This window comes from Methylobacterium sp. UNC378MF (assembly GCF_900103195.1).
Classification (GTDB): Bacteria; Pseudomonadota; Alphaproteobacteria; order Rhizobiales; family Beijerinckiaceae; genus Methylobacterium.
The window spans coordinates 62,418-83,879 of sequence record NZ_FMWU01000007.1; the positions used below are offsets into that span (position 1 = coordinate 62,418).

24 protein-coding genes, 1 tRNA gene and 1 riboswitch are annotated in these 21,462 nt (G+C 68.6%); of the genes, 16 read left to right on the forward strand and 9 right to left on the reverse strand.

The features are described 5' to 3' along the window. Window positions 1-10: 10 nt before the first annotated feature. Together BLT59_RS09060 and BLT59_RS09065 are read right to left on the reverse strand one after the other, a co-directional pair. Entirely contained in the window at window positions 11-1,657 is a 1,647-nt protein-coding gene (locus tag BLT59_RS09060; protein ID WP_091778632.1) for an AAA family ATPase, read from the reverse strand. A 108-nt stretch (window positions 1,658-1,765) separates the two neighbouring features. Then, window positions 1,766-2,278, reverse strand: a complete 513-nt coding sequence (locus BLT59_RS09065) for a hypothetical protein (RefSeq protein WP_139174038.1) — start codon at window positions 2,276-2,278, stop codon at window positions 1,766-1,768. A gap of 718 nt (window positions 2,279-2,996) precedes the next feature. Here BLT59_RS09065 and BLT59_RS09075 point away from each other — a divergent pair. The 8 genes from BLT59_RS09075 to BLT59_RS31225 all read left to right on the forward strand — a co-directional run bounded on the left by BLT59_RS09075 (window position 2,997) and on the right by BLT59_RS31225 (window position 6,795). Further along, the gene (locus BLT59_RS09075) at window positions 2,997-3,317 is read left to right on the forward strand and encodes a hypothetical protein (protein WP_091778639.1); all 321 of its coding nucleotides are present in this window, start codon (window positions 2,997-2,999) and stop codon (window positions 3,315-3,317) included. A gap of 2 nt (window positions 3,318-3,319) precedes the next feature. Continuing rightward, window positions 3,320-3,880, forward strand: coding sequence for a TraB/GumN family protein (locus tag BLT59_RS09080; RefSeq protein ID WP_091778642.1), 561 nt, complete (start codon window positions 3,320-3,322; stop codon window positions 3,878-3,880). A 205-nt stretch (window positions 3,881-4,085) separates the two neighbouring features. Next, complete coding sequence (locus BLT59_RS09090) at window positions 4,086-4,388, forward strand: hypothetical protein (protein WP_091778646.1); 303 nt, start codon at window positions 4,086-4,088, stop codon at window positions 4,386-4,388. Next, window positions 4,381-4,704, forward strand: a complete 324-nt coding sequence (locus BLT59_RS09095; protein ID WP_091778648.1) for a hypothetical protein — start codon at window positions 4,381-4,383, stop codon at window positions 4,702-4,704. Before BLT59_RS09090 ends, BLT59_RS09095 begins: the two co-directional genes overlap by 8 nt. 509 nt (window positions 4,705-5,213) lie before the next feature. Further along, on the forward strand, window positions 5,214-5,828 hold the full coding sequence (locus BLT59_RS09105; protein ID WP_091778652.1) for a hypothetical protein: 615 nt from the start codon (window positions 5,214-5,216) through the stop codon (window positions 5,826-5,828). A 1-nt stretch (window position 5,829) separates the two neighbouring features. Then, window positions 5,830-6,348, forward strand: a complete 519-nt coding sequence (locus tag BLT59_RS09110; RefSeq protein ID WP_091778654.1) for a hypothetical protein — start codon at window positions 5,830-5,832, stop codon at window positions 6,346-6,348. 16 nt (window positions 6,349-6,364) lie between these two features. Beyond that, window positions 6,365-6,643: a hypothetical protein gene (locus tag BLT59_RS09115; RefSeq protein ID WP_091778656.1), complete on the forward strand. Its 279-nt coding sequence runs from the start codon at window positions 6,365-6,367 to the stop codon at window positions 6,641-6,643. Further along, window positions 6,640-6,795, forward strand: a complete 156-nt coding sequence (locus tag BLT59_RS31225; RefSeq protein ID WP_175543979.1) for a hypothetical protein — start codon at window positions 6,640-6,642, stop codon at window positions 6,793-6,795. Before BLT59_RS09115 ends, BLT59_RS31225 begins: the two co-directional genes overlap by 4 nt. A 117-nt stretch (window positions 6,796-6,912) precedes the next feature. Here the strand turns inward: BLT59_RS31225 and BLT59_RS09120 are convergent, their stop codons facing one another. Continuing rightward, the gene (locus tag BLT59_RS09120; RefSeq protein ID WP_139174039.1) at window positions 6,913-7,617 is read right to left on the reverse strand and encodes a hypothetical protein; all 705 of its coding nucleotides are present in this window, start codon (window positions 7,615-7,617) and stop codon (window positions 6,913-6,915) included. Window positions 7,618-7,857: 240 nt separating this feature from the next. Between BLT59_RS09120 and BLT59_RS09125 the strand changes: the two genes are divergently transcribed. After that, a complete protein-coding gene (locus BLT59_RS09125) occupies window positions 7,858-8,802 on the forward strand; it encodes a hypothetical protein (RefSeq protein WP_091778661.1) in 945 nt (314 codons plus the stop codon). A gap of 35 nt (window positions 8,803-8,837) precedes the next feature. Here the strand turns inward: BLT59_RS09125 and BLT59_RS09130 are convergent, their stop codons facing one another. Beyond that, a complete protein-coding gene (locus tag BLT59_RS09130; protein WP_091778663.1) occupies window positions 8,838-9,131 on the reverse strand; it encodes a hypothetical protein in 294 nt (97 codons plus the stop codon). Between the two features lie 282 nt (window positions 9,132-9,413). After that, window positions 9,414-9,488 (reverse strand) — tRNA-Gly (locus tag BLT59_RS09135). 262 nt (window positions 9,489-9,750) lie between these two features. On the opposite strand from BLT59_RS09135, the gene BLT59_RS09140 reads away from it, so the two are divergent. Together BLT59_RS09140 and BLT59_RS09145 are read left to right on the forward strand one after the other, a co-directional pair. Continuing rightward, window positions 9,751-11,520, forward strand: coding sequence for an N-acetylglutaminylglutamine amidotransferase (locus BLT59_RS09140; protein ID WP_091778665.1), 1,770 nt, complete (start codon window positions 9,751-9,753; stop codon window positions 11,518-11,520). Window positions 11,521-11,638: 118 nt separating this feature from the next. After that, a complete protein-coding gene (locus BLT59_RS09145) occupies window positions 11,639-12,463 on the forward strand; it encodes a class II glutamine amidotransferase (RefSeq protein ID WP_091778667.1) in 825 nt (274 codons plus the stop codon). 10 nt (window positions 12,464-12,473) lie between these two features. Here the strand turns inward: BLT59_RS09145 and BLT59_RS09150 are convergent, their stop codons facing one another. Both BLT59_RS09150 and thiC read right to left on the reverse strand, forming a co-directional pair. After that, entirely contained in the window at window positions 12,474-12,812 is a 339-nt protein-coding gene (locus BLT59_RS09150; protein WP_091778669.1) for a FlaG family protein, read from the reverse strand. Between the two features lie 327 nt (window positions 12,813-13,139). After that, window positions 13,140-15,026, reverse strand: a complete 1,887-nt coding sequence (gene thiC / locus BLT59_RS09155; protein ID WP_091778927.1) for a phosphomethylpyrimidine synthase ThiC — start codon at window positions 15,024-15,026, stop codon at window positions 13,140-13,142. 71 nt (window positions 15,027-15,097) lie between these two features. Further along, window positions 15,098-15,203, reverse strand: a riboswitch (TPP riboswitch). 110 nt (window positions 15,204-15,313) lie between these two features. Here thiC and BLT59_RS09160 point away from each other — a divergent pair. The 3 genes from BLT59_RS09160 (at window position 15,314) to BLT59_RS09170 (ending at window position 17,712) form a co-directional block, all read left to right on the forward strand. After that, a complete protein-coding gene (locus tag BLT59_RS09160) occupies window positions 15,314-16,144 on the forward strand; it encodes an alpha/beta hydrolase (RefSeq protein WP_091778671.1) in 831 nt (276 codons plus the stop codon). A 14-nt stretch (window positions 16,145-16,158) separates the two neighbouring features. Further along, complete coding sequence (locus BLT59_RS09165) at window positions 16,159-16,533, forward strand: HNH endonuclease family protein (protein ID WP_091778673.1); 375 nt, start codon at window positions 16,159-16,161, stop codon at window positions 16,531-16,533. 108 nt (window positions 16,534-16,641) lie between these two features. After that, complete coding sequence (locus BLT59_RS09170) at window positions 16,642-17,712, forward strand: acyltransferase family protein (RefSeq protein ID WP_091778675.1); 1,071 nt, start codon at window positions 16,642-16,644, stop codon at window positions 17,710-17,712. 11 nt (window positions 17,713-17,723) lie between these two features. Here BLT59_RS09170 and BLT59_RS09175 read toward each other — a convergent pair whose 3' ends face one another. Together BLT59_RS09175 and BLT59_RS09180 are read right to left on the reverse strand one after the other, a co-directional pair. Continuing rightward, the gene (locus BLT59_RS09175) at window positions 17,724-17,969 is read right to left on the reverse strand and encodes a pilus assembly protein PilZ (RefSeq protein WP_091778677.1); all 246 of its coding nucleotides are present in this window, start codon (window positions 17,967-17,969) and stop codon (window positions 17,724-17,726) included. A 115-nt stretch (window positions 17,970-18,084) separates the two neighbouring features. Then, window positions 18,085-18,567, reverse strand: a complete 483-nt coding sequence (locus BLT59_RS09180; RefSeq protein ID WP_091778679.1) for a hypothetical protein — start codon at window positions 18,565-18,567, stop codon at window positions 18,085-18,087. Between the two features lie 184 nt (window positions 18,568-18,751). On the opposite strand from BLT59_RS09180, the gene BLT59_RS09185 reads away from it, so the two are divergent. Next, window positions 18,752-19,135 carry an ATP-dependent helicase gene (locus BLT59_RS09185; RefSeq protein WP_091778681.1) on the forward strand — a complete coding sequence of 128 codons (384 nt, stop codon included), beginning with the start codon at window positions 18,752-18,754 and terminating at the stop codon, window positions 19,133-19,135. Between the two features lie 140 nt (window positions 19,136-19,275). Then, a complete protein-coding gene (locus BLT59_RS09190) occupies window positions 19,276-21,462 on the forward strand; it encodes a transglycosylase domain-containing protein (protein ID WP_091778683.1) in 2,187 nt (728 codons plus the stop codon).

Genomic DNA, 21,462 nt, shown 5'->3' on the forward strand with positions numbered 1-21,462 from the left:
GTCACCCCCCCTAGTTCGCCGGGCCGGCATGGCGGCCGTCCAGGGCGCACTCGCAGAGCGCCTGCAGGGTCCGGACGGAACCACCGCGCCAGTGCTCCGCGACGAGATCGAGTTCACCGGGCGTCAGGTCGGGCAGCCACCGGTCATCGAGGCCCCGCTCGCGACGTAGCTCGGCGACGAGACCGCGGGCGAGCACGGGCAGGGAGGCGAGCGTCGGCACGGGCATGTCCACGACCCGGAATCGGCTCAGCAACGCCGGATCGAGGCCTTCCGTGGAATTCGCCGTGGCGATGTACGAGACACCCGACAGGTCAGTGGCGCACTCCAGGTACGGGTCGTGGTAGGCGCGGGCGGTCTCGGGCTCGGCGAGGGCGAGGATGCCGTCCGTGAGGCGGCCGTTATCGAGCCGCGTGCCAGCCCGGGAGATCTCGTCGACCACCACGAGGACGCTGGCGAACCCGTGCCGCTTCACCGCCTGCAGCGGCACGCAGGCCCGGCCGGTCGACCATTGCCGCGACGTGCCGATGAAGCTGCCGTCCGCTACGCTGGCGGCGCCGTAGACGGTCACCGCCAGCCCGAGCTCCTCGCCGAGCCGGCGCGCCAGCCGCGACTTGCCGGTGCCGGGTCCGCCTCGCAGGAGGAGCGGGGGTAGGCGCACGTAGGGACGCCCGGCGAGGGACGCGAGGATGCTGGTGATGATCTGCGCGGCATCGGGGAACTCGCCCGCCAGGACGCGCTGCACGCGCGCGAGATCGGGCACGGGGACGAGGGGCAGCCGCTTCCCGGCGATGGGGGCGAACTCAATGCGCGGGTTCGAGGCGCTCGTCGTCTTGCTCTCGCCGTCCTTGGCGCTCCCCGGCAAATGCGAGACCGACGCGAGCACGACGAGCCCGGGGCCCTCGGGCTCCGGAGCCGGCCGCTCGGCCTCGGCGGCCTGCTTCCGGAGCGCAGCGAGCACCGTCATGGGCTTGGGCCGCTCCTGGATGGCCTCCGCCACGGCTTCGCGGATGCTGCCGCGCATCTGCGCGACGGCTTCCAGGATGGCCTGCTGACCGCGCTCTCGCCACTGAGCGAGGACGTCGACGAGGTCCTCGCCACCGGGAATCGGCCTCGGGCTGTACGCGCCCTCGTCCAGCTCGGCACCGGTCGCCGCTGCCAGGATCTCGGCCTGCCCCTCGCCGGGGCGCCGGGCATACGCCCAGCAGACGCCCACGACTTCGCCGACGGCGGACTGCTCGCCCATCATCAGGAGATGATGTGCCATCCGCCACCGGAGCTCGTCGAGCGGGCACGGTAGGCCGTGCTGCCAGTCGAAATCGATGTCGATGGCCGGCCGCTGGTCAAGCAGTCGCCGAAGCTCGGTCCAGGAGCACAGGACGTTTGTGTGGAATACCCGAAGGTCCAACCTGCTGTGGCCGCGCTTGTTGTCGAGCATCCTCGCGCTGGTAGTCCAGATGCCGCGTAGGATTTCGGCCATCGTACGTGAGCCGCCGACCGATTCGATCAACCCGTCCCGGTCGTCGACGATGAGGTCCGACCATGTATTGCCGAGAATGCAGTACAGGTCGCGGTAGACCGAGCCGCCGTACAGGGCGGTGCCGCTCAGGAGTTGGCGCAAAGTCGGGGGAACGCCAAACGCGGGCGCGATCTTGGTCATGGGGTGTCTCCGTCACCACACGCCTGGGCGAGAGCCACTGGCGCATATCCGGCGAACACTACCGGCCGTCTGTTAAGAACTCGTCAAACGGTTCTGTGCAGGTGCCCTCTATTCCCTGTCGACAACCGGGCTCCGTTTGGCGTCCCGGGCGACCGCAACGAGCTCTAGGGCCTCCTCCAGGCCCAAGCGGGCGAGGATGGCGAGATCCTCGCGGTCGCGCGGGCGCACGCCGGGGAGCGCATCACCCTGCGCGAGACTGCCCCGCTCTGACATCTCCGCGGCGGCCTGCAGCATGTACCCCATGGCGCGGGGATGCTCGTATGCGGCGGCGCGGGCGAGGAACGCCAGCGCCCACCCCGGCAGCCCGTTCCGGAGCACGCGGTCCCTCGTGACCGTCCTCCGATTCAGCCCCGTCGCGCGCGACAACGGGTTCACATAGTCGCCCCCGAACACGGCGCCGGCGGCTGCCTCGACGGCGTCGGAGAGCGCCTCGGCGATTGCGGCGTGCTCGACAGGGCGGCCAGCCACATGCGGGACCCGGCCCTCGTATGTCAGGGGGGCGCCATCGACGGTGCCGACGGCATCAGGGTGCGTTGGGACGGGGCGGAGGACGACACGCATGCCCCCGGCATAGCGCGCCCCCCAGAAACGTAGAAGGCCTCGGACGATGCCGGGGCCTTGTCTGCCCTCCCGCAAGCAGGAGGAGGTCACAGTTACACTTGAACCCACGTCTGTGACGGGTTTGCCCTCCCGCGGACGGGAGGATGACCAGCCGCCGCCAAAGGTGACGATGACACTGGGTTCGCCCTCCCACCGGGAGGACGCCGCGACTTAGCGGTCGGACCAGAATTGGGGACGCCGCTCGCCGCGTCAAGTCGAACCGGTCTTCTCGAATCGGCGTTTCCACATAGAATCGGATCACGTGCCCATGGAGAGGGCGCGGCTGCCGGTGGTGGGGTCCACTCCCATCATGCCGGGTCACACGGCCAAAGCTGTCCCGGCACTCCTCGCTGATCTTACCGCGAGGACGACGCATGGCCGACGCACACCCCGATTCCGACTACACCCCCCGCTACGGCCAGGTCAGGGCTCGGGCGTTGGACGCCACGGGGAAGCCCGTTGGCTCCTTCGTCGCGCTCTCGGCCTCCGACTTCCGCAGACCCGAACGCGAGCGGCCGGTCATCCATACCCGCATCGAGACGACCATCGACATCAAGATGACGGCCGGCTTCCTCGCCCCGCTGATGCGGATGACCTGCGAGATGCAACTCGACCAGTTGGCCCAACTCCGGAAGTGGCTCGATGGAGATCTGCGCAGTCAGCGCCGCCAGAGGCGGGTGTGCATGTCCTCGCTCAGTTCGGTGGCTTCGAGGAGGGCGAGACCTTCGGCCTCTTCCTGAACAGCTTCAACGCTGCCAGCGCCTTTGTTCAGCGCGTCCTGCCCGGGTGCCGCGGCCGCCGGGACGGTGACTGTATCTTCCTGATGCCGCCGCCGAACGCGCGCCTGCCGAAGGAGGCCCGGGAGGCCTTCCGCGTTCAGCGGGTCGTTCCGGTCAAGGGCGCCAACCCCTTCGCGGTCGCGCTGCTCGGCGCCGCCCTTCAGGTGATGGCCGACATCGTCCGTGCCGACCTGGCCGATCTCGCGTCCGAGGAGGCGTGATCATGGGCGAGGTCCGCATAACCCGCCGGCCGGACCCGCACGCCGAGCTCGGCTACGAGTGCCCGGAGTGCAAGGCTTGGTCGCCAGTCTCCATGTGGAAGGAGACCGAGGTCGGCTGCGAGGACTGCGGTGACCACCGTGCCCGGCTCTGCCCGCTGTGCGAGGAGTGCATCGACGAGGTCTTCACCGAGTTTGAGGAGCCTGCCCACTTCCTGGAGGCGGAAGCTCGCAAGGCCGGTAGGCTCCCAGGCATGCCTACGCCCGACGAGCAGGTCGGCCACCTCAAGCTGTTCCTGGCCGCGTCCGATGACAGGCTCCGGAAGGCTCAGGCCGAGGCGGCCGCCGCTAAGCGGGAAGCCGCCGACATGCGGGCCGCATGGCTCCGCGCCGTCGGGGCCCGCCTGCTGTTCCGGCCCGATCTCCTGACCGCCCTGGAGGAGACTACCCGGGACATGCGCCTGCACCTCGACGAGCTCGATGCGGACGAGGCCGGGGCGACCCTCATCGCGATGGAGGCCGAGTACGGCCCCCACGTCCCCGCCGTCATCGAGGAGGACGCCTGACCATGGCGAACGAGACCACCGTCGCGGGCAGGACAATCCCGCTGAGAGGCATCGGCGCCCGCGCGTATGCGGTGCATGTCGCGAGGCACGCCGCCCGAGATGTGGGTGATATCGTGGAGTGCGCCTGGCTGGGGGAGACGGTCCCTTTCCACCCTCAGGCTAACCGCCAGCAGCGCCGGGCGGCCGAGCGCGCACGGAGGCGGGCATGAAAGAGCGGCTGATCTTCGCCTCGCTCGATCAGCCCCGCAAGCCCGACAAGGGGCTCAGGGACGGCTCCTGCAACCGCACCGCCTGTCAGGCACCCCTCAAGGGGGAGAGGCAGTGGACGATGGACGACTTCATGGTCGTCGGTGGCAAGCTCTACTACTGCCACCGCTGCGCCCGCGACTTCAACGCGTGGGACAGGCAGATCGGGGTGCCGCTCCGCTGCACGCCTGTGCCTCCCCCGGAACAGGCTCGGATCACCCGCGACGCCGACCTCCCGCAGGTGAGCTCGTTCCATGGCTGAGCATCCCCTCGACTACGAGTGCGCGGTCCACGGTCAGGCATGGCGTGAGGTCATGCGACGTGAGCAGGAGCACCGGGCCCGTGCCAGGGCGATCGTGGAGTGCGACTACGTGCGCCCGTCCTGGCGGCTGTTCGCCGACGTTTGGCTCGACGCCGAAGCGGACAAGGCCGCCCGTCCCGCCATCGGCAAGCCCTTGTCCATCCGGGCCCGCCGCAGGAATCGGGGGCGCATCCGCGCGGAGCGAGCGCGCCTCGGCCGGGACATGCCGATGTCCATTCAGTGGGCGTGGCCGCACGAGGGAGGCTTTCATGGCTAAGACCAAGCCCGACAACGACTGGATGGCCAAGGCAACTGCCGCCCGGGACGCCATCGAACGAGCCGCGGACGACCTGCTCGTCCATGCCGAGGGCCTAGCCCAACTCGCGATGATGGCTCGCTGGCGTGCGAAGAACCCGGCCGCCGCTGAGACGGAGACGCGGGCGCTCGTCAGGGATGACGATGGCCACTCCGTGTTCGTCAGGAACCGGCTGCCGAGGACGCATTCTGGCGGACGGTTCACGCGGCCGCCATGTTCGCCGGCGCGAGGTAGGCTCACCTGCAGGCGTCCGTCATGCAGAGCGTGATCCTCCGCGGCCTGCGCGAAGCGGTCGAGGACGTCGTCGGGTCGTACCGAAGCCCGCCCCCGCCCCTGGAGAAAATCGCTGAGGCCATGGGAGACAGGCATCCCGGCGTCCGGCCCGAGGCTGTCCACCGACAGGCTTGGCTTAATCACCTGGTGGAAACGACCGCCAGGTTTGCCGGCAAGGCGTCGGACAGGAGCGTGGCATGACCCTGCTGACGGACCGGAAGCGCTGGGACGCCGAGGCCCTTCGGCACATAGCCGAGCGGGACGACCCCGAGGCCGCGTGGGCCTCCATGAACGTGCGCCTGTTCGCCGAACTTCAGGCCGCGGTCGACGACAACGACAGGGATGCGCTCAAGCGCGCGTGCCGCCGGGCCGACCTGCGACGGGTCGAGCTCTCCCTGGTGGATGGTGGTGCGCCGGACCCGGCCCTCGACGCCTACCTGGAGCTGATCCTGCGCAGCACCCCGCTGAGCGTCTACGACCCGCCGGAGGGGCCGGCTCCGTACACCCGCTCAATCGACGCGGCGCGGGCGTTCGTCGCCGAGGCGCTCCCCGGGTTCTGGGTCTCGTCGGGCCTCTGCGGCCTGACCGGGCACGCCTCCCTCTGGCCGGACTACAACGGGCCCCACGGTGAGCGTCTGTTCCGCGAGTGGCCCGAGGACGAGTGCCCCTGCGAGTGGAGCGAGGACCTCGCCCCCGGTAACGGAATTGGGCGGGAGTGCCGGGCCATCCTGGCGGCCGCCGTCCGGGCGCTCTCCCACCGGCACGAGCTCACCGGCGCGGCTCGGCCCGGGCGAGACAGGAGCGCGGCCTGACATGGGCATGGATGTCCGCATCGTCGCGTACCGCCGCCACCTTCCTGAACTCACCGCCATCGACCTCGCGAACCTGAAGAGACGGCTGGATGCGACGCCAGCCCGGTCGTTCTGCACCGGCTTAGCGCTCGACGACAACTGGTGGGCTTGGCCGGACAAGTATCAGGTCCTTGGTGGCGATGGGCCGGCACCTCACGTCCAGGCCGTCACGGTCGAAAGCGGGGTCCGCTATTTCGGACGGGGCTACCACCGGGGTGACTGGCCGGCGTTCAAGGCCATCATTCTCTGGCTGCGCGAACACGTCAGCCCCGACGTCTGGTACGGCGATACCGAGTGTGCGGGCATGCCGGCCGACGATGAGCTCCTAGCCGAGCACGACGCCGCATGGGCGGCCAGCGGCATGAGATCCGACCTCATCGTGCCCGTCGACCCCGAGACCCATTGCCCGTGTGGGAGGCACTGGGAGATCTGCGCCGAAGGTCCGGCGACCGAGGAGGAGTGCCCGACCTATAGGGCCTGAGCGCCTGTTCCCGATCATGGCGCTGTCCTCGTACCGGGCTCGCGATGACCTGTTCGCACTCCGGCAGGCTGGCGCGACGCAGGTCGTCATCGCCCTGCCGTGGAGCCTCATCGCCCCGCACGAGGATCAGGCCCGCAGCAACCACGGCGGGCAGACCCTGGAGCGCCTCGCCGAGCGGGGAGGCCTCGGTCCGGACGAGGCCGTCGCGGTCCTGGAGGACCGGCGCTGGCACCGGATGGAGCCCGCCATGGCGCATGCAGCCCTGGCGAGGATGCTGACGGAGAGGACGACGTGACTGTGCTCTGGCTGATGGGATTCTTCGACCGGCCCGTGACGCCCCCGGATTCAATCGTCACTTGGTGGTGCATCGTCACGGCCCACACAGCCGCAGCCACGTGGTTCATCTGCCGGAAGGTGGGGGACGTGGCACGGGTGGACCGGGTGTGACCCGGCAGCCGCCCCAACCGGTCCGCCCGGCGTGCCCGAGGTTCCCCGCCGGGATGCGGGAGGCCGTCGCCTGGCGGAGGGACGTCAGAACCGACGCCAGCCAGGCCCGCGGGCCTCTCACGGCGGGTACCTTACGTAGTCGTCGAACAGATGCAGCTCCTCAGGGTATTCCGCCCGGAGGACATCCCTGCGCCTGATGGCGTCCCGTTTCTCGTCAGCCATCATAGCGGCGTGCTTCTCGTACACGGGGCGGGCCCTTTCCGAGGCGAACGCTCGGGGGGGAGTGTCACCGTCCGACGGGATCACTGCGATGATGGGCTCGATGCCTGCCGCCTCGTACAGCGCAATCGAGGCAGGCTCTGATGGCACCTCGGCCCCGTAATGCCTGAGCTCTTTGGCCACAGACCAGAGGCAATTCATCAGCTCGTAGCCATCGTATGACTCGGTGAAGGCTGTGCTTACGCCGGTAGCTTCCTCGAAATACTGGTCAATTGAGGCGAGCCAATCCTTGTGGGGAGCAAACGCCATTCGGAGCAATGCCTCATACTGACATTCATCTCTGCTGCTACGCCAATAGCGAGAGTGCGCCAGGGCTCTGAGGTTGTGTACTAGGCAGCTATCAGGGGCGGTCGGATAAGAATACGCCGTTGCCCCATCGCCAGCCCAGACGACTTTCGATTGCAAGTATTCCTCAGCGCCTGACAACTGAAGTTCATGCATCAGCATCGCGTTCCTGTTCGGGGAGATGTGTTTTTCCCGGAACGCATCGCGCTGCTGGGCCGACAGGCGCCCGAACACGTGTTCCTCAACGAGCTCACGCATCGTCATTCCCTTTCAGCCCTGTCACGCTGTCCGCAGTTTGGCGGTGCCACGGTTCCAGTTTGGTTGAGCCGGCCCACCCGATTGCCGGCGTGGCAATTGAGACGTTGCGAGGGTCCATCGCATTTGAGCGAACCCGGCGACCGAACGCGAACCAAGGCGAAGCTTGGCGTTGGGTGATTCGGTTTCAGGTAACCTGAGCCGTTCAGGGTGTCCTCAACAGACGCGGCTGGAAATGACGAGATGGGTGAGAAGAAGCGCCGGGCCCAGCAAGGCCAGCAAAAGGAACCTTGGCAGCAAAGGTTCGAGGTTTCGAAAAAGTGTCCCGCTGAAATGGCCGTCGAAATCCGTCGTGAGGCTGATCGGACCGCGCTTGAACTCAGTCGCATGGACAATGATGCGTCGGGCCGGTGGATCGTGAACGAGTTCCAGGCTGCCGGTATCGTCTACGGTGTCTGGCCGGACCAGGATGCACCTGGCGGTAACCGGGTGGCGGTCCTCCGGGGGATGGGTCGCCTGAAGGAGATTTTAGAGGGCGGGCATCCTGTGACGGAGAGGGTCCTCCGATTCCTCTGCACTGACTATCTCGACGCCGAGCTACACTGGCGCGTCCTCGGTGATGGACGCCAAGACCCCTCGCCGCCAACCGTGGACGACCTGCCGATCAGGCAGTTGATGACGCTGCCGTATATGCCGACGGAAGATCGCATCGAGCAGGCCGGTCTGGCACAGCAAAACCATGACATCCTACGTTCTGTCCCGGTGGACCAACGGGCTTCATGGTTGAGGGAAGCATTCGGCGCGGACATCGTCTTCGGTGTATTTCCCGGAGACAAGGAATGGGAGGTAAAAAATGTCCATGTCGCGGTGTTGAAGGGGGCCGAGATTTTTCGCAGGCCATACGAGAGCGCTGAACCAGTGACCGCGACGCAGGTCAGCATTCTCTGCCACTCGCTCGGATATACCGAAATGCTCTGCTGGACCCTTGGCGACGGCCGGAGAGAAGGTGGACCGACATTCGTGGAGCACCCCGACGACAGACCCCTGCAGGATGATATCCCCCGGGCGGTCCGCTACGATGTCGAACTTGCCCGCGCCCCGGACCATTTTATGCCGTGGCTGCCGAGGAACGACCGGTTCGAGATCAGCGCTCCCGTCCCGTCGGCCCGGACGAAGACGTCGTCCTGACCGCCGGGTAGCCCCACCCCGTCGTCGCGAGGCGGCTACGCGGTCCTTGCGCCCGCATCCACAATGATGCGGCGGACCTGAGGATTCAGGGCGCTGCTGAACCAACCGGACCGCTGACCCGTCAGCAAGCACCCGATGAGGGCCTCCACGCCCTCGCGACGGGAGCGCTCCCGGTCGCGCGGCAGGAAGGGGCGCGCGAGGTCTGCGTTCTCACGGCTCAGGGCGCGGCCCTCGCACCGGGAGATGATGAACGCGACCTCTTCCTCGGTGGCGCGCGGCAGGCCCTCCCGGATGCGCGCTTCGATGACGGCGATGTCGATGGTCTGCATTAAGGTGCTCCTGCCCGGCGCGCGGCGCCGGGGCGATGACGGGGAGCCCTCATGGGGTGCGAGAGGCCGACCGGCCGGGGCCGATCTCCTATGCCGAAATGATGCCCCTCGCGGCTGTGCCCGGCAACCGCGGGGTCTGTGCGATTTTCGCACAGAGCGGCAAGCCTCGGCGCGTCGCCCTCGAATCAGCGCGCAACACCGCCGCTGAGCTTATCCGTTGTATCAAAGTTGTATCATGCCCTTCCAAGGGCAGCTATCCACAGGCTAAGTCACTGAGGATATTGGAGCGGGCGATCGGGATCGAACCGACGACATTCAGCTTGGGAAGCTGACGTTCTACCACTGAACTACGCCCGCCGACATGGCCGACACGGAGACAGTTCGTTGCGGAGGGCGAAGTCCGAACGGCGCCGTGCGCTCATGTGCGGCCGAGGTTTAGCAGTTCGAGGGCGACGGCGTCAAACGCCTCGGCCATCCACGCACCGGCGCCCGGCTGTTTCGGCCCTCTTGCAGGCGTGCCGTCGCGACAATCGCGTCGAATCGGCGGAACGCTGCCGCGCGCACACCGTTTCGCTCCCTTGGAGCGGTCGCGCAACCGGAACGAGAACAAGCTGCCATCATGTGCGGAATCTGCGGTGAGATCTGCTTCGACCGGCCGGCCGATCCCGCTTCCGTCCAGGCCATGATGGGATGCCTGCGGCCGCGCGGGCCCGACGGCGAGGGTCTCTTCGGATCGGGCCGGGTCCTCTTCGGCCACCGCAGGCTCAAGATCATCGACCTGTCCGAGGCCGGGCAGCAGCCCATGGTCGATCCGAGCCTCGGCCTCGCGATCGTGTTCAACGGCTGTATTTACAATTTCCGTGAGTTGCGCGCCGAACTCGAGGCGAGGGGCTACAGGTTCTTTTCCTCGAGCGACACGGAAGTGGTGCTGAAGGCCTATCACGCCTGGGGAAGTGCCTGTGTCGAGCGTTTCGCCGGCATGTTCGCCTTCGCAATCCTGGAGCGGGATTCCGGACGTGTCGTGCTGGCGCGCGACCGCCTCGGCGTAAAGCCGCTCTATTACAGCGAGACGAAAGGCCGATTCCGCTTCGCCTCGTCGCTCCCGGCCCTGCTCGCCGCGGGCGATGTCGACACCGGGATCGATCCCGCCGCCCTCCACCATTACATGAGCTGGCACGCGGGCGTGCCGGCGCCGCTCACCATCCTCAAGGGCGTTCGCAAGCTCGCACCGGCGACGATCCTGACGATCGAGCGGGACGGGACGCAGCGTGCCGCAACCTATTGGACGCTGACGATCGGGCCCCGCGAGGCCGACCGCGGCCGGACCGAGGCGGATTGGAGGGAGGCCGTTCTTGAAGCCCTCGGCACCGCCGTCGAGCGCCGGCAGGTCGCCGACGTCCCGACGGGGGTCCTCCTCTCAGGCGGCCTCGACAGTTCGCTCTTGGTGGCCCTGCTCGCGCGCAGCGGGCAGACCGGCCTGAAGACCTTTTCGGTGGGCTTCGACGCGGTGAACGGCGTCGAGGGCGACGAGTTCAAGTACTCGGACATCATCGCCGAGACCTTCGCGACCGACCATACGAAGCTCGCAGTCGACGGCTCGCGCACCCTCGAGGCGCTTCCCGCGGCCATCGCGGCGATGTCCGAGCCGCAGATGAGTCACGACGCGGTGGCGTTCCTCCTGCTCTCCCAGGAGGTCGCCAAGCACGTGACGGTGATCCAGAGCGGTCAGGGCGCCGACGAGGTGTTCGGCGGCTATCACTGGTACCCGAAGCTGATGGGCTCGACCGATCCGGTCACCGATTACGCCAAGGCCTATTTCGACCGCGACCATGCCGAGATGCGCGAGGCACTCGCGCCCGATCTGCTGAATGGCGATTACAGCACCGACTACATCGCCACGTTCTTTGAGCGATCGACGAGCGCCAGCGCCATCGACAAGACGCTGCAACTCGACCAGCAGATCATGATGGTCGACGACCCGGTGAAGCGCGTCGACAACATGACGATGGCCTGCGGTCTGGAGGCGCGGGTCCCCTTCCTGGACCACGACCTCGTCGAGCTGGCCGCCCGCATCCCGGCGGAGCTGAAGGTCCGCGGCGGCGGCAAATACATCCTGAAGGAGGCCGCGCGCGCGGTGGTTCCGGCAGAGGTGATCGACCGCAAGAAGGGCTATTTCCCGGTCCCCGCCCTGAAGCACATCCGAGGGCCGTTCCTCGACTATGTTCGCACCATCCTCGACCGGCCCGAGGCGCGCGACCGCGGCATCTTCAACCGCGCCTATGTCGATCATCTGCTCGCCGACCCGGACGGTACGCTCACGCCCAAGGGCAACTCGAAGCTCTGGCAGGTGGCCCTTCTGGAGAGCTGGCTTCAGACGCACGGCGTCTGAAACCCGCCGCGGCACGGCTTTCGCGACCAATCGTGATCGACGCAGCCCTCAAGGTGCCGCGCTTTGTCCACGATCGTCCCGGATCAGCCGATCGACACTCACCCGGAGAAGCCTGTCGATGTGCCGCTGGATCGCCTATGCGGGCCGCACCATCCCGCTGGAGCACTACGTCACCGAGCCGTCCCACAGCCTCGTCTCGCAGAGCATCCAGGCGCTCGAATCGACCGCGGCCACCAACGGCGACGGGTTCGGCCTCGGCTGGTACGGCGATCACCCGGAGCCGGGTCGCTACCGGGAGGTTCAGCCCGCCTGGTCGGACGATAACCTGCGCTACCTGTGCCGGCACCTGCACTCGCACCTGTTCTTCGCGCATGTGCGCGCCGCAACGGGCACGCCGATCACACGACCGAACTGCCATCCCTTCGCCTGCGGCCCGTGGCTCTTCATGCATAACGGCTATATCGGCGACTGGAGTCGCCTGCGGCGGCCGGTCGAGGCCCTAATCCCCGACGAACTCTACCCGTCGCGTGCCGGGACCACCGATTCGGAGGCGATCTTCCTGGGCCTGCTCGGCTGCGGGCTGATGGGGCCGGGCCCGCGCCACGACCCGGTGGAGGCGACGGCACGTGCGCTCGCCGCGCTCACGGACTTGGCCGGGACGCATCCGTTCCGCTTCACCGCGGCCCTCGCGAACGGACGCGACCTCTACGCGTTCCGGTACGCCGCCAACGACAAGGCCAACTCGCTCTATTACCGCACCTCGGAGGGCGGCGTGGTCGTCGCCTCGGAGCCGCTCGACCGGGATCACGCGACCTGGACGGCCGTCGCCGAGAACAGCGTCGTCATCGCGCGGCGGGATGCGCCGGTCGAGGTCCTGTCCCTGGCGCAGTTCGGCCTGGGCGCCGTCCCGATCGACGAGCCTGTCCGCCGGCTGCGCGCCTGAGCGCGGGCGTTCAGGCGACGCGGGAGAGGCTTCCGGCCTGCGATCCATGCGTGCCGCGCGCGGAATCGTAGGCGCGATTGCGCAGAGCGGTCTCGCTCGGCAGCTGATCGATGACGTTGCCCGACGCCGGATCGACGACCTGGAAGACGATCGAACTGGTGTCCGGATCCTGTATGTAGCGTGCCTTGCCGCCGCTCGTACCGATGTCGAGCTTCACCGCGGGTTCCAGCGGCGCGGTACTCGTCTGGGGCTCGGGCGCCTCCTGCGTCACGGCGGCGGCGGCCGTGGCTCCCAGCGCATCGAGGCCCTGAGGTCCCGGCGTCGTGGCTGTCAGCTGGCGGATCTCCATGGCCGGTCTCCTACGATCCTGTGATCGGAGGATTCAGCCGGGCACCTGCCTAATCATCGGTTAAGGGCTGTGCCTGGTCCACTGGAGGCTGGCCGATGGTCGGAGATGCGATGAACATCCCGTTACCGCCGTGACACAAATCCGTGCTGCTTTCTCGACGAGGGGCCGCCGGGAGCGGCATCGCGGCGGACCTGATGCTCGCGACCTTGCACGACGCCTATGGCGCCCGCCCGGGCGCCGCTCTCGATATCGCGGCTCCGTACGGCGGATCCCCGGGAAGCGGGTGCGGCACGCCCGGATCCTGAGCGGACCGGGCGTGCCGCCGTCTCACTCGGCGGCGTCGACGTAGAGCTTGCCGCCCTCGGCCAGGAATTCCTGCGACTTCGCCCGCATGCCGGCCTCGGCCTCGGCCTTCGACATCATGGGCGACGCGCCCACGACCTCGCCGGCCTCCTCCATCGCCAGCACCTCGGCGCGCAGATCCTGCGTGATCTTCATCGAGCAGAATTTCGGCCCGCACATCGAGCAGAAATGCGCGACCTTGTGAGCGTCCTTCGGCAGGGTTTCATCGTGGTAGCGGCGGGCCGTATCGGGATCGAGGCCGAGGTTGAACTGGTCCTCCCAGCGGAAGTCGAACCGGGCGCGGCTGAGTGCGTCGTCGCGCAGTTGCGCGGCGGGATGGCCCTTGGCGAGGTCGGCGGCGTGGGCGGCGATCTTGTAGGTGATGACGCCGGTCTTCACGTCGTCCCGGTCGGGGAGCCCCAGATGCTCTTTCGGGGTGACGTAGCAGAGCATCGCGGTGCCGAACCAGCCGATCATCGCGGCGCCGATGCCCGAGGTGATGTGGTCGTAGCCGGGGGCGATGTCGGTGGTCAGCGGGCCGAGGGTGTAGAACGGCGCCTCGCCGCACTCCTTCAGCTGCTTCTCCATGTTGACCTTGATCTTGTGCATCGGCACATGGCCGGGGCCCTCGATCATCACCTGGCAGCCCTTGTCCCAGGCGACCTTGGTCAGCTCCCCCAGCGTCTCCAGCTCGCCGAACTGCGCGGCGTCGTTGGCGTCGGCGATCGAGCCCGGGCGCAGGCCGTCGCCCAGCGAGAATGACACGTCGTAGGCCCGCATGATGTCGCAGATCTCGTCGAACCGCTCGTAGAGGAACGATTCCCGGTGCCCGGCGAGGCACCAGCGCGCCATGATAGAGCCGCCGCGCGAGACGATGCCGGTGACGCGCCGGGCTGTCAGCGGCACGTGGGCCAGGCGCACGCCGGCATGGATGGTGAAGTAGTCGATGCCCTGCTCGGCCTGCTCGATCAGCGTGTCCTTGAAGACCTCCCAGTCGAGCTTGAGCGGGTCGCCGCCGACCTTCTCCAGCGCCTGGTAGATCGGCACCGTGCCGATCGGGACCGGGCTGTTGCGGATGATCCACGAGCGGATGTTGTGGATGTTGCGGCCCGTGGACAGGTCCATGACCGTGTCGGCGCCCCAGCGGATCGACCAGACGAGCTTCTCGACCTCATCCGCCGCCGAGGACGTCACCGCCGAGTTGCCGATATTGGCGTTGATCTTGACCAGGAAGTTCCGGCCGATCGCCATCGGCTCCAGCTCGGTGTGGTTGATGTTGGCTGGGATGATCGCCCGGCCGCGGGCGATCTCGTCGCGCACGAATTCGGGGGTGATAAAGGGCGGGACCGAGGCGCCGAAGCTCTGGCCGTCGGCGAGCGCGGCCTCGGCGCCCGCGAGCATCGTCTCGCGGCAGACATTCTCGCGATGGGCGACGTAGATCATCTCCTCGGTGATGATCCCGGCGCGGGCGAACTCGTACTGGGTGACCAACTGGCCGGGTGCCGCCTTGCGGATGGTCCGCTCGGCGGGGCAGGGGGCCACGAGCTTGTCGCCCGCGAAGCCGTTATCCTCGGGCTTCACCGCCCGCGGCGCGACGGCCGCGTAGCCGCGCGCGGCGATCCAGGGCTCGCGCACGCCGGGGAGGCCCGCGTTGAGGTCGATGCGGGCCTCGGTCTCGGTATAGGGGCCCGACGGGTCGTAGACCCGCACCGGTTCCTCCTTCGGATCGGAGAGGACGATCTCGCGATAGGGGACGCGGATGTCCGGCCGGCCAGCCGGGCTCGCATAAGCCTTGCGCGATCCGGTGACCGGACCCGTGGTCACGGTCTCGGGGCTGCCTTTCACGTCCTTGGGGAGAACGGGTGCGTTCATCGTGGGCCTCTCCTCGTGCTGGAGCGGTCCGGTCCACGCGATGGCCGAGATGAGATGAGGCCGCGCGAGAGGCGACCGCAGGTTCCCGTCCCTCCGCCGGTATGAGCCGGATCAGGTTCAAGGGTCAGGGCAGCGCGCCCAATCTCAGCCCCCTGCAGGGCCCCCCTCGGAACGGTTCCAGACTCGGGCCCGCGGACGGCTTTGTCAATGCTGACCGGCCGCCCTAGAAAACACTTCCCGAAAACCGTCCGTCCGAACGCATTCGTACGCCCGCGTCCCCGCATCCCATGCGTCTCCTCGCCGGCCTCCCGCTCGCCGCGTTCCTGCTCTGCGGGTTGGCCTGCGCCGCGCTCGCCCTCGGACAGCGCCGCTTCCTCTATCCCGGAGCCTTCGACCCACCGCCCCCACGGCCGGTGCCGCCCGGGATTGCGACCATCACGGTCGCGACCCAGGATGGCGAGACCCTTCACGGCCTCTGGCGCGCGCCGCGGCCAGGCTGCGGCGTCATCGTCAGCTTTCACGGCAACGGATCACGCCCGGAACCGCACGCGGCGCGCTTCGCCGCGGAGCCGTGGCGGGCGCGCGGCTGGGGTCTGCTGACCGTGGCGTATCGCGGCTATCCCGGCTCGACCGGCAGTCCCAGTGAGGACGGGCTGATCCGCGACGGGCTCGCAGCCGTCGAGGCCGCGCGGGCGCGGGCGCCCGGCGCGCCGATCTTGCTCCACGGCCACTCGCTGGGCGCCGCCGTAGCGGTCGCTGTCGCCGAACATGTGCCGGCGATCGGCCTCTACCTGGAGGCGCCTTTTGACTCGATGACCCACACCGTGCGGCTGCATGTCCCGCTAGCCCCGATCTGGCTCCTGCGCGACACGTACCGCTCGGATCTGCGCATCCGAGGCGGGATCGAGCCGCTTCTGATCGTGCAGGGCCGCGACGACACGGTGGTGCCGGTCAAGCTGGCGCGGAGCCTCGCCGAGGCGGCCGGGCCGCGGACGCGGATCGACGTGATTCCGGGCGATCACGTGTCCATCCTGGGGGCCCTGGACCGCGAGGCCGAGGCGCTGTTCGGCCAGCGGATCGGTCAGGCCTGCCCGCAGCCGGTCGATCAGCACGAGTAGGAGAGGAGGCTCGCTTGGTCGGACGGCGCTCGCAGCGCTGGAGCGCCGAGGATCAGGACGCGCCGGGCGTCCAGGGCCGCCCGGACCCGGTCTGCCCTCTCTGCGAGCGCCCGATCCCGCGCCGCGCCCGCTCCAGCCTCCATCACCTAACGCCGAAGCTGAAAGGCGGGACCCATCGCGGCACCGTCCGGCTGCACCAGATCTGCCACTCGGCGATCCACGCTCGCTACAGCGAGGCCGAGATTGCCAAGCGCCTCGCGGATGTCGAGGCCCTGCGCGCCGATCCGGAGATCGCCCGCTTCCTCCTCTGGGTCCGCGGCAAGCCCGACGATTTCCACGCCGCCACGCGCATGACACGCGCGCGGCAATCGGCGCGGCGCAAGATCTGAGCGGCCGGCGTTTACCGACCGTTCGTCACATCCGCAGGTGGCGGCCGCCGCGTTCCTTGCCGTCAACCCGAACCGGTCCAGGATCGCTCCGATCGCGAGGGTGGGACGATGGCCGGGGTCGGAGATAGGGGGGATCGGCTCGCCTGGGTCGATATCGCCAAGGGGATCTGCATCCTCCTGGTCGTCATGATGCATTCGGTCACCGGCACCGGTGAGGCCATGGGCGGCGAGGGTTTCCTCCACCCGGTCGTCGCCTTCGCGAAGCCGTTCCGGATCCCGGACTTCTTCCTGCTGTCAGGCCTGTTCATGGGGCGGGTGATCGACCGCGACTGGCGCCTGTTCTCCGACCGCCGGGTCGTCCACTTCGCGTATTTCTACCTGCTCTGGCTGGTGATCCAGTCAGCCGCCAAATACGGCAAGATCGTCGGCGATGCTGGTCCCGCGGCTTTTGTGGAGCACCTCGCTTATGCCCTGGTCGAGCCCTATTCCAGCCTGTGGTTCATCTACCTGCTGGCGGTGTTCTCGGTCGTCACCAAGGTCCTGCACCGGCTGCCCGGCGGCGTGCTGCTCGCCGGTGCCGCCCTCCTGCAGATCGCCGACATCCGCAGCGACTCGACCCTGATCGAGGAGTTCTGCGCCCGTTACATCTTCTTTCTCGCGGGTTACCTGTTCGCCGACCGCATCTTCGCGCTCGCCGACACGGCGCGCCGCCACGTCCCTCTCGCCCTGTGCGGCCTTGCCGCCTGGGCAGGCCTCGAGGGCTGGCTCGCGCTGACCCCGTCGGGCTTGCCAGATTATCCGACGCTCGCGAGCGTGCCGCTGGTGAGCCTCGCCCTCGGCGCCGCCGGTGCCCTCGCGATCGTGGTGGTGGCCACGCTGATCGGCCGCGCCGGCGGGCCCATCGCCGAGGCTGTCCGAACCTGCGGCCAGCGCTCGATCGTGATCTACCTCGCCTTTCCACTGCCCATGGCGGCGACCCGGGAGATCCTGGTCCGCACCGGCACGATCGCCGATATCGGGCTCGCGAGCCTCACGGTCATGACGCTGGCGGTGCTGCTGCCTTTGGCGGTGGAGCGGCTGGTTCGGGGCACGGCGCTCGATCTGCTGTTCGTGCGGCCCCGCCGGTTCCGGCTCGTGGGGTCGGTGCCGCGGACGCGCCCGGCCCTCCAGCCGACCTGAGGCGGTCGGCCTCAGCCCTCGAAGGCGATGCCGATCCGACGGCTGCGTCGCCACGCCACCGCGGCCGGGCGCGGTTCGGCGTCCGCGCTGACGCGCAGCGGAAACCGATCCGGCACGGCCTGATCGTCCTCGACCTCGATCTGCGCGCCGACCTCAGTCGCGTCCCAGACCAGGCAGCTGACTTCGCCGCCGTCGAGCAGCACCGCGCCGAAGGTGAAGGCGTTCTTCCGGAAAGCGCCGCGGCGATTCTCCGTCATCGACTCCTCCGTCCGGTCACGCGACCCCGCGGAGACGGCCTCCGCGGCCCCGGACGATGCCGGATGGCGGTTAACAGGGCCAATACGATCCTGTGTCCGCTCTGGCTGGCCGAGATCAATAATCGTCCGGATCGCCCCGATAGCGGCGTGGCCCGGGCTCATAATCTTCATCATACGGGCGGCGCGCGGGCGGGCGGTCGTAGTCGCGGCCATAGCGGTCGGAGTCGCGCCGGCTGTCGTAGCCGTCGTTCCGATAGCCGCCTCCGCCGCCATAGCCGCCGCCGCCATAGCCGCCGCCTGCGCCACCTGCGGTGATGCGGGGCGCGTACCAGCAACTCTTCGCCTGACCGGGTGCCGGATCGCCGAAGGTCTGGCTGTTGCAGGGCACGACGCCGCCCTGTGGGAACGGCCGGCCATTGGTCCGGCCGGGTACGCCGTAATAGACGTTGGTCGGGTAAGGCATCCGGCAGACGCCGCCGTCCTGCGCGCAGCCGACGAGATTCACCGTGTCGAGTTGATAGGCCTGGGCCGGAGCCGGTGCGAGAGCCCCGCCGCCCAGCGCGATGGCCCCGAAGGCCAGAGCGATCCGAATCTGCACGTCCCCGATTCCCCCTTGGTTTGCGGTCCGCGTGCCGAATAATCCGGTCGGCGGCTTCCGACCAGCGGCCGCGCTCGCTATGGCGTCGCGGACGGATCCGCGCGGGCCGGTCCGCCGCCGACGCGATCATGAGCGGACGGAATGACCCGCTCGCGGGCGGAAAACAGCGCCTCAGGAGGCCTTGATGAGGGATGCGTCCGCGCAGGAGCTTCTACTGCTCAGCGCGCTGCAGGAGTGCCGGATTCAGCTCGACGCCGCGCGAAAGGACGAGGCGGACCGCGCCACCGTCCGGGCGGATCTGGAGGCTGCCCTCGGCCGCGAGGCGGCTCTGTCGGCGGCCCTCGTGGAGGAGCGCGAGCGGACGGAGGCGGTCCGCCTCGTGCTTCAGGCGCTGGTGATGAGCATCGGGCGGTTCGGCCTGCGCCGGCGCCTGTTCCTGTCGCGCATCGCCCGGCTGGGCCGCGAGACGCCGGATTCCGGTCCGCAATCGGCCCGCCATCCCGTTCTGCTCGCGGAAGCCCGACGGGTGCTGGGCGCGGAGCCCACGACGCCGACGGCGGAGCGGTGAGGCACATTGGCGCCCGCGACCTGGAACGGGAGCCGAACGCTTCGATAACGGCCCCTTAAACCGCCGCATTTAGCGTGCGGAAACCGTCCTGCTGCGCGTCTGAGACGCGTGTTGCGGCGGAACATTTGAAGACGGGATGCATGGCCAAGGGGCGGGGCAGGATTGAGCCGAATTTCGACGTGCCCGAGGGGCGCGTTCGGGATCGCGGCGAACTCGATCTGCGCCTGTCCCGGGAGGACCGGCCCGGGGCAGGAGACGGCGTGGCGAAGCGATCAGGCGGAGCAGCGCGGCAGCCCGGCAAGGCGCCGTCCCGGACGACAGGACGGGCGAAAGCGACGGGCCGCGGGCGCCGCCGGCGCTCCTGGCTCGGTCGCATCGTCTATGGGACCGTGGTCCTCGGACTCTGGGGGGTCATCGGGCTTGCCGGGCTGATCGCCTACCATGCGTCGCAATTGCCGCCGATCGACCAGCTCGCGGTGCCGAAGCGGCCGCCCAACATCGCCATCCTGGCGAGTGACGGCTCGCTGCTCGCCAATCGCGGCGAGACGGGCGGCCGCGTCGTATCGATCAAGGAGCTGCCGCCCTACCTGCCGCGCGCCTTCGTGGCGATCGAGGATCGCCGCTTCTACCAGCATTTCGGCGTCGATCCGGTCGGCATCCTGAGGGCCATCGGCCAGAACCTGACGCGGCGCGGCGTTGCGCAGGGCGGCTCGACCCTGACGCAGCAGCTCGCCAAGAACCTGTTCCTGACTCCGGAGCGCTCCGCCTCGCGGAAGATCCAGGAGGCGATCCTCGCGCTCTGGCTGGAGCACAAGTACACCAAGGACGAGATCCTCGAACTCTACCTGAACCGCGTCTATTTCGGCGCCGGCGCCTATGGGGTCGAGGCGGCCGCGCAGCGCTATTTCGGCAAGCCCGCCAAGGAGGTGAGCCTCGCCCAGGCCGCGATGCTCGGCGGCCTCGTGCAGGCGCCGTCGCGGCTCGCACCGAACCGCAACCTCCCAGCCGCCCAGGCGCGCGCCGCCCAGGTGCTTGCCGCCATGCAGGAACTGGGCTTCGCTGCGCCGCAGGACGTCAAGGTGGCGCTCGCGCAGCCGGCAAAGCCGGCCAATGCCCGTGGCGGCGGCTCCGCCAACTATGTCGCCGACCTCGTGATGGACGTGCTCGACGATTACGTCGGCAAGTTCGAAACCGACATCACGGTCCAGACCACCGTCGACCCAAGCCTGCAGGCCGCCGCCGAGAAGGCGCTCACCGACGAACTCAACGCCAAGGGCGCGCGCTTCAATGTCAGCCAGGGCGCGCTGGTCTCGATGCGGCCCGACGGCGCGATCCGCGCGCTGATCGGCGGCCGCGACTACGCCCAGAGTCAGTTCAACCGCGCCACGACGGCGAAGCGCCAGCCCGGCTCCTCGTTCAAGCCCTTCGTCTACCTCGCTGCCGTGGAGCACGGCGCCACGCCCGACACGGTCCGGGAGGACGCACCGATCCGGATCGGCAACTGGGCGCCGGAGAACTACTCACACCGGTACGAGGGGGCCGTCACTCTGCGGACGGCGCTCGCCCAGTCGCTCAACACAGTCGCGGTGCGGCTCGGTCAGGAGGTCGGCCCGAAGACCGTTGTGCAGACCGCGCAGCGGCTCGGCATCACCTCGCCGCTCCAGGCCAACGGCTCCATCGCCCTCGGCACGTCCGAGGTCACGCTCCTGGAGATGGTCGGCGCCTACGGGGCCTTCGCCAATGGCGGCAACGGTGTGATCCCCTACGTGGTCACCGCCGTGAAGAATCAGGACGGAAAGGTTCTCTACAAGCGGTCCGACAATGGTCTCGGACGGGTCATCGACGCCAATGCCGACGGCATGATGAACGCGATGATGCACGAGACCTTCGTCAGCGGCACCGGCAAGAAGGCCGACATCCCGGGCTGGGACCTGGCCGGCAAGAGCGGCACCACCCAGGATTACCGCGACGCCTGGTTCATGGGCTACTCGGGCAGCCTCGTGACCGGGGTCTGGCTCGGTAACGACGACGGCGAACTCACCAAGAAGGTCACCGGCGGCAATCTGCCTGCGGAGATCTGGAAGACCTACATGACCCAGGCGCTGAAGGGGCAGACCCCTGTTCCGCTTCCCGGCCTGAACCGCTGGCGTCGGCAGCCGGAGACGACAGCCTCCGTCGCGAGCGCCGCCCCGGCCGCCCCCGGCGGGCTGCTCGGGCAGATCCTGGGCGAACCGGACGCGCCCGCACCGCGTCAGGCCGCGCCCTCGCGGCGTGGCCAGAAGGACGATCGCAACTTCATCGAAAAGTTGTTCGGGATCGGCGACTGA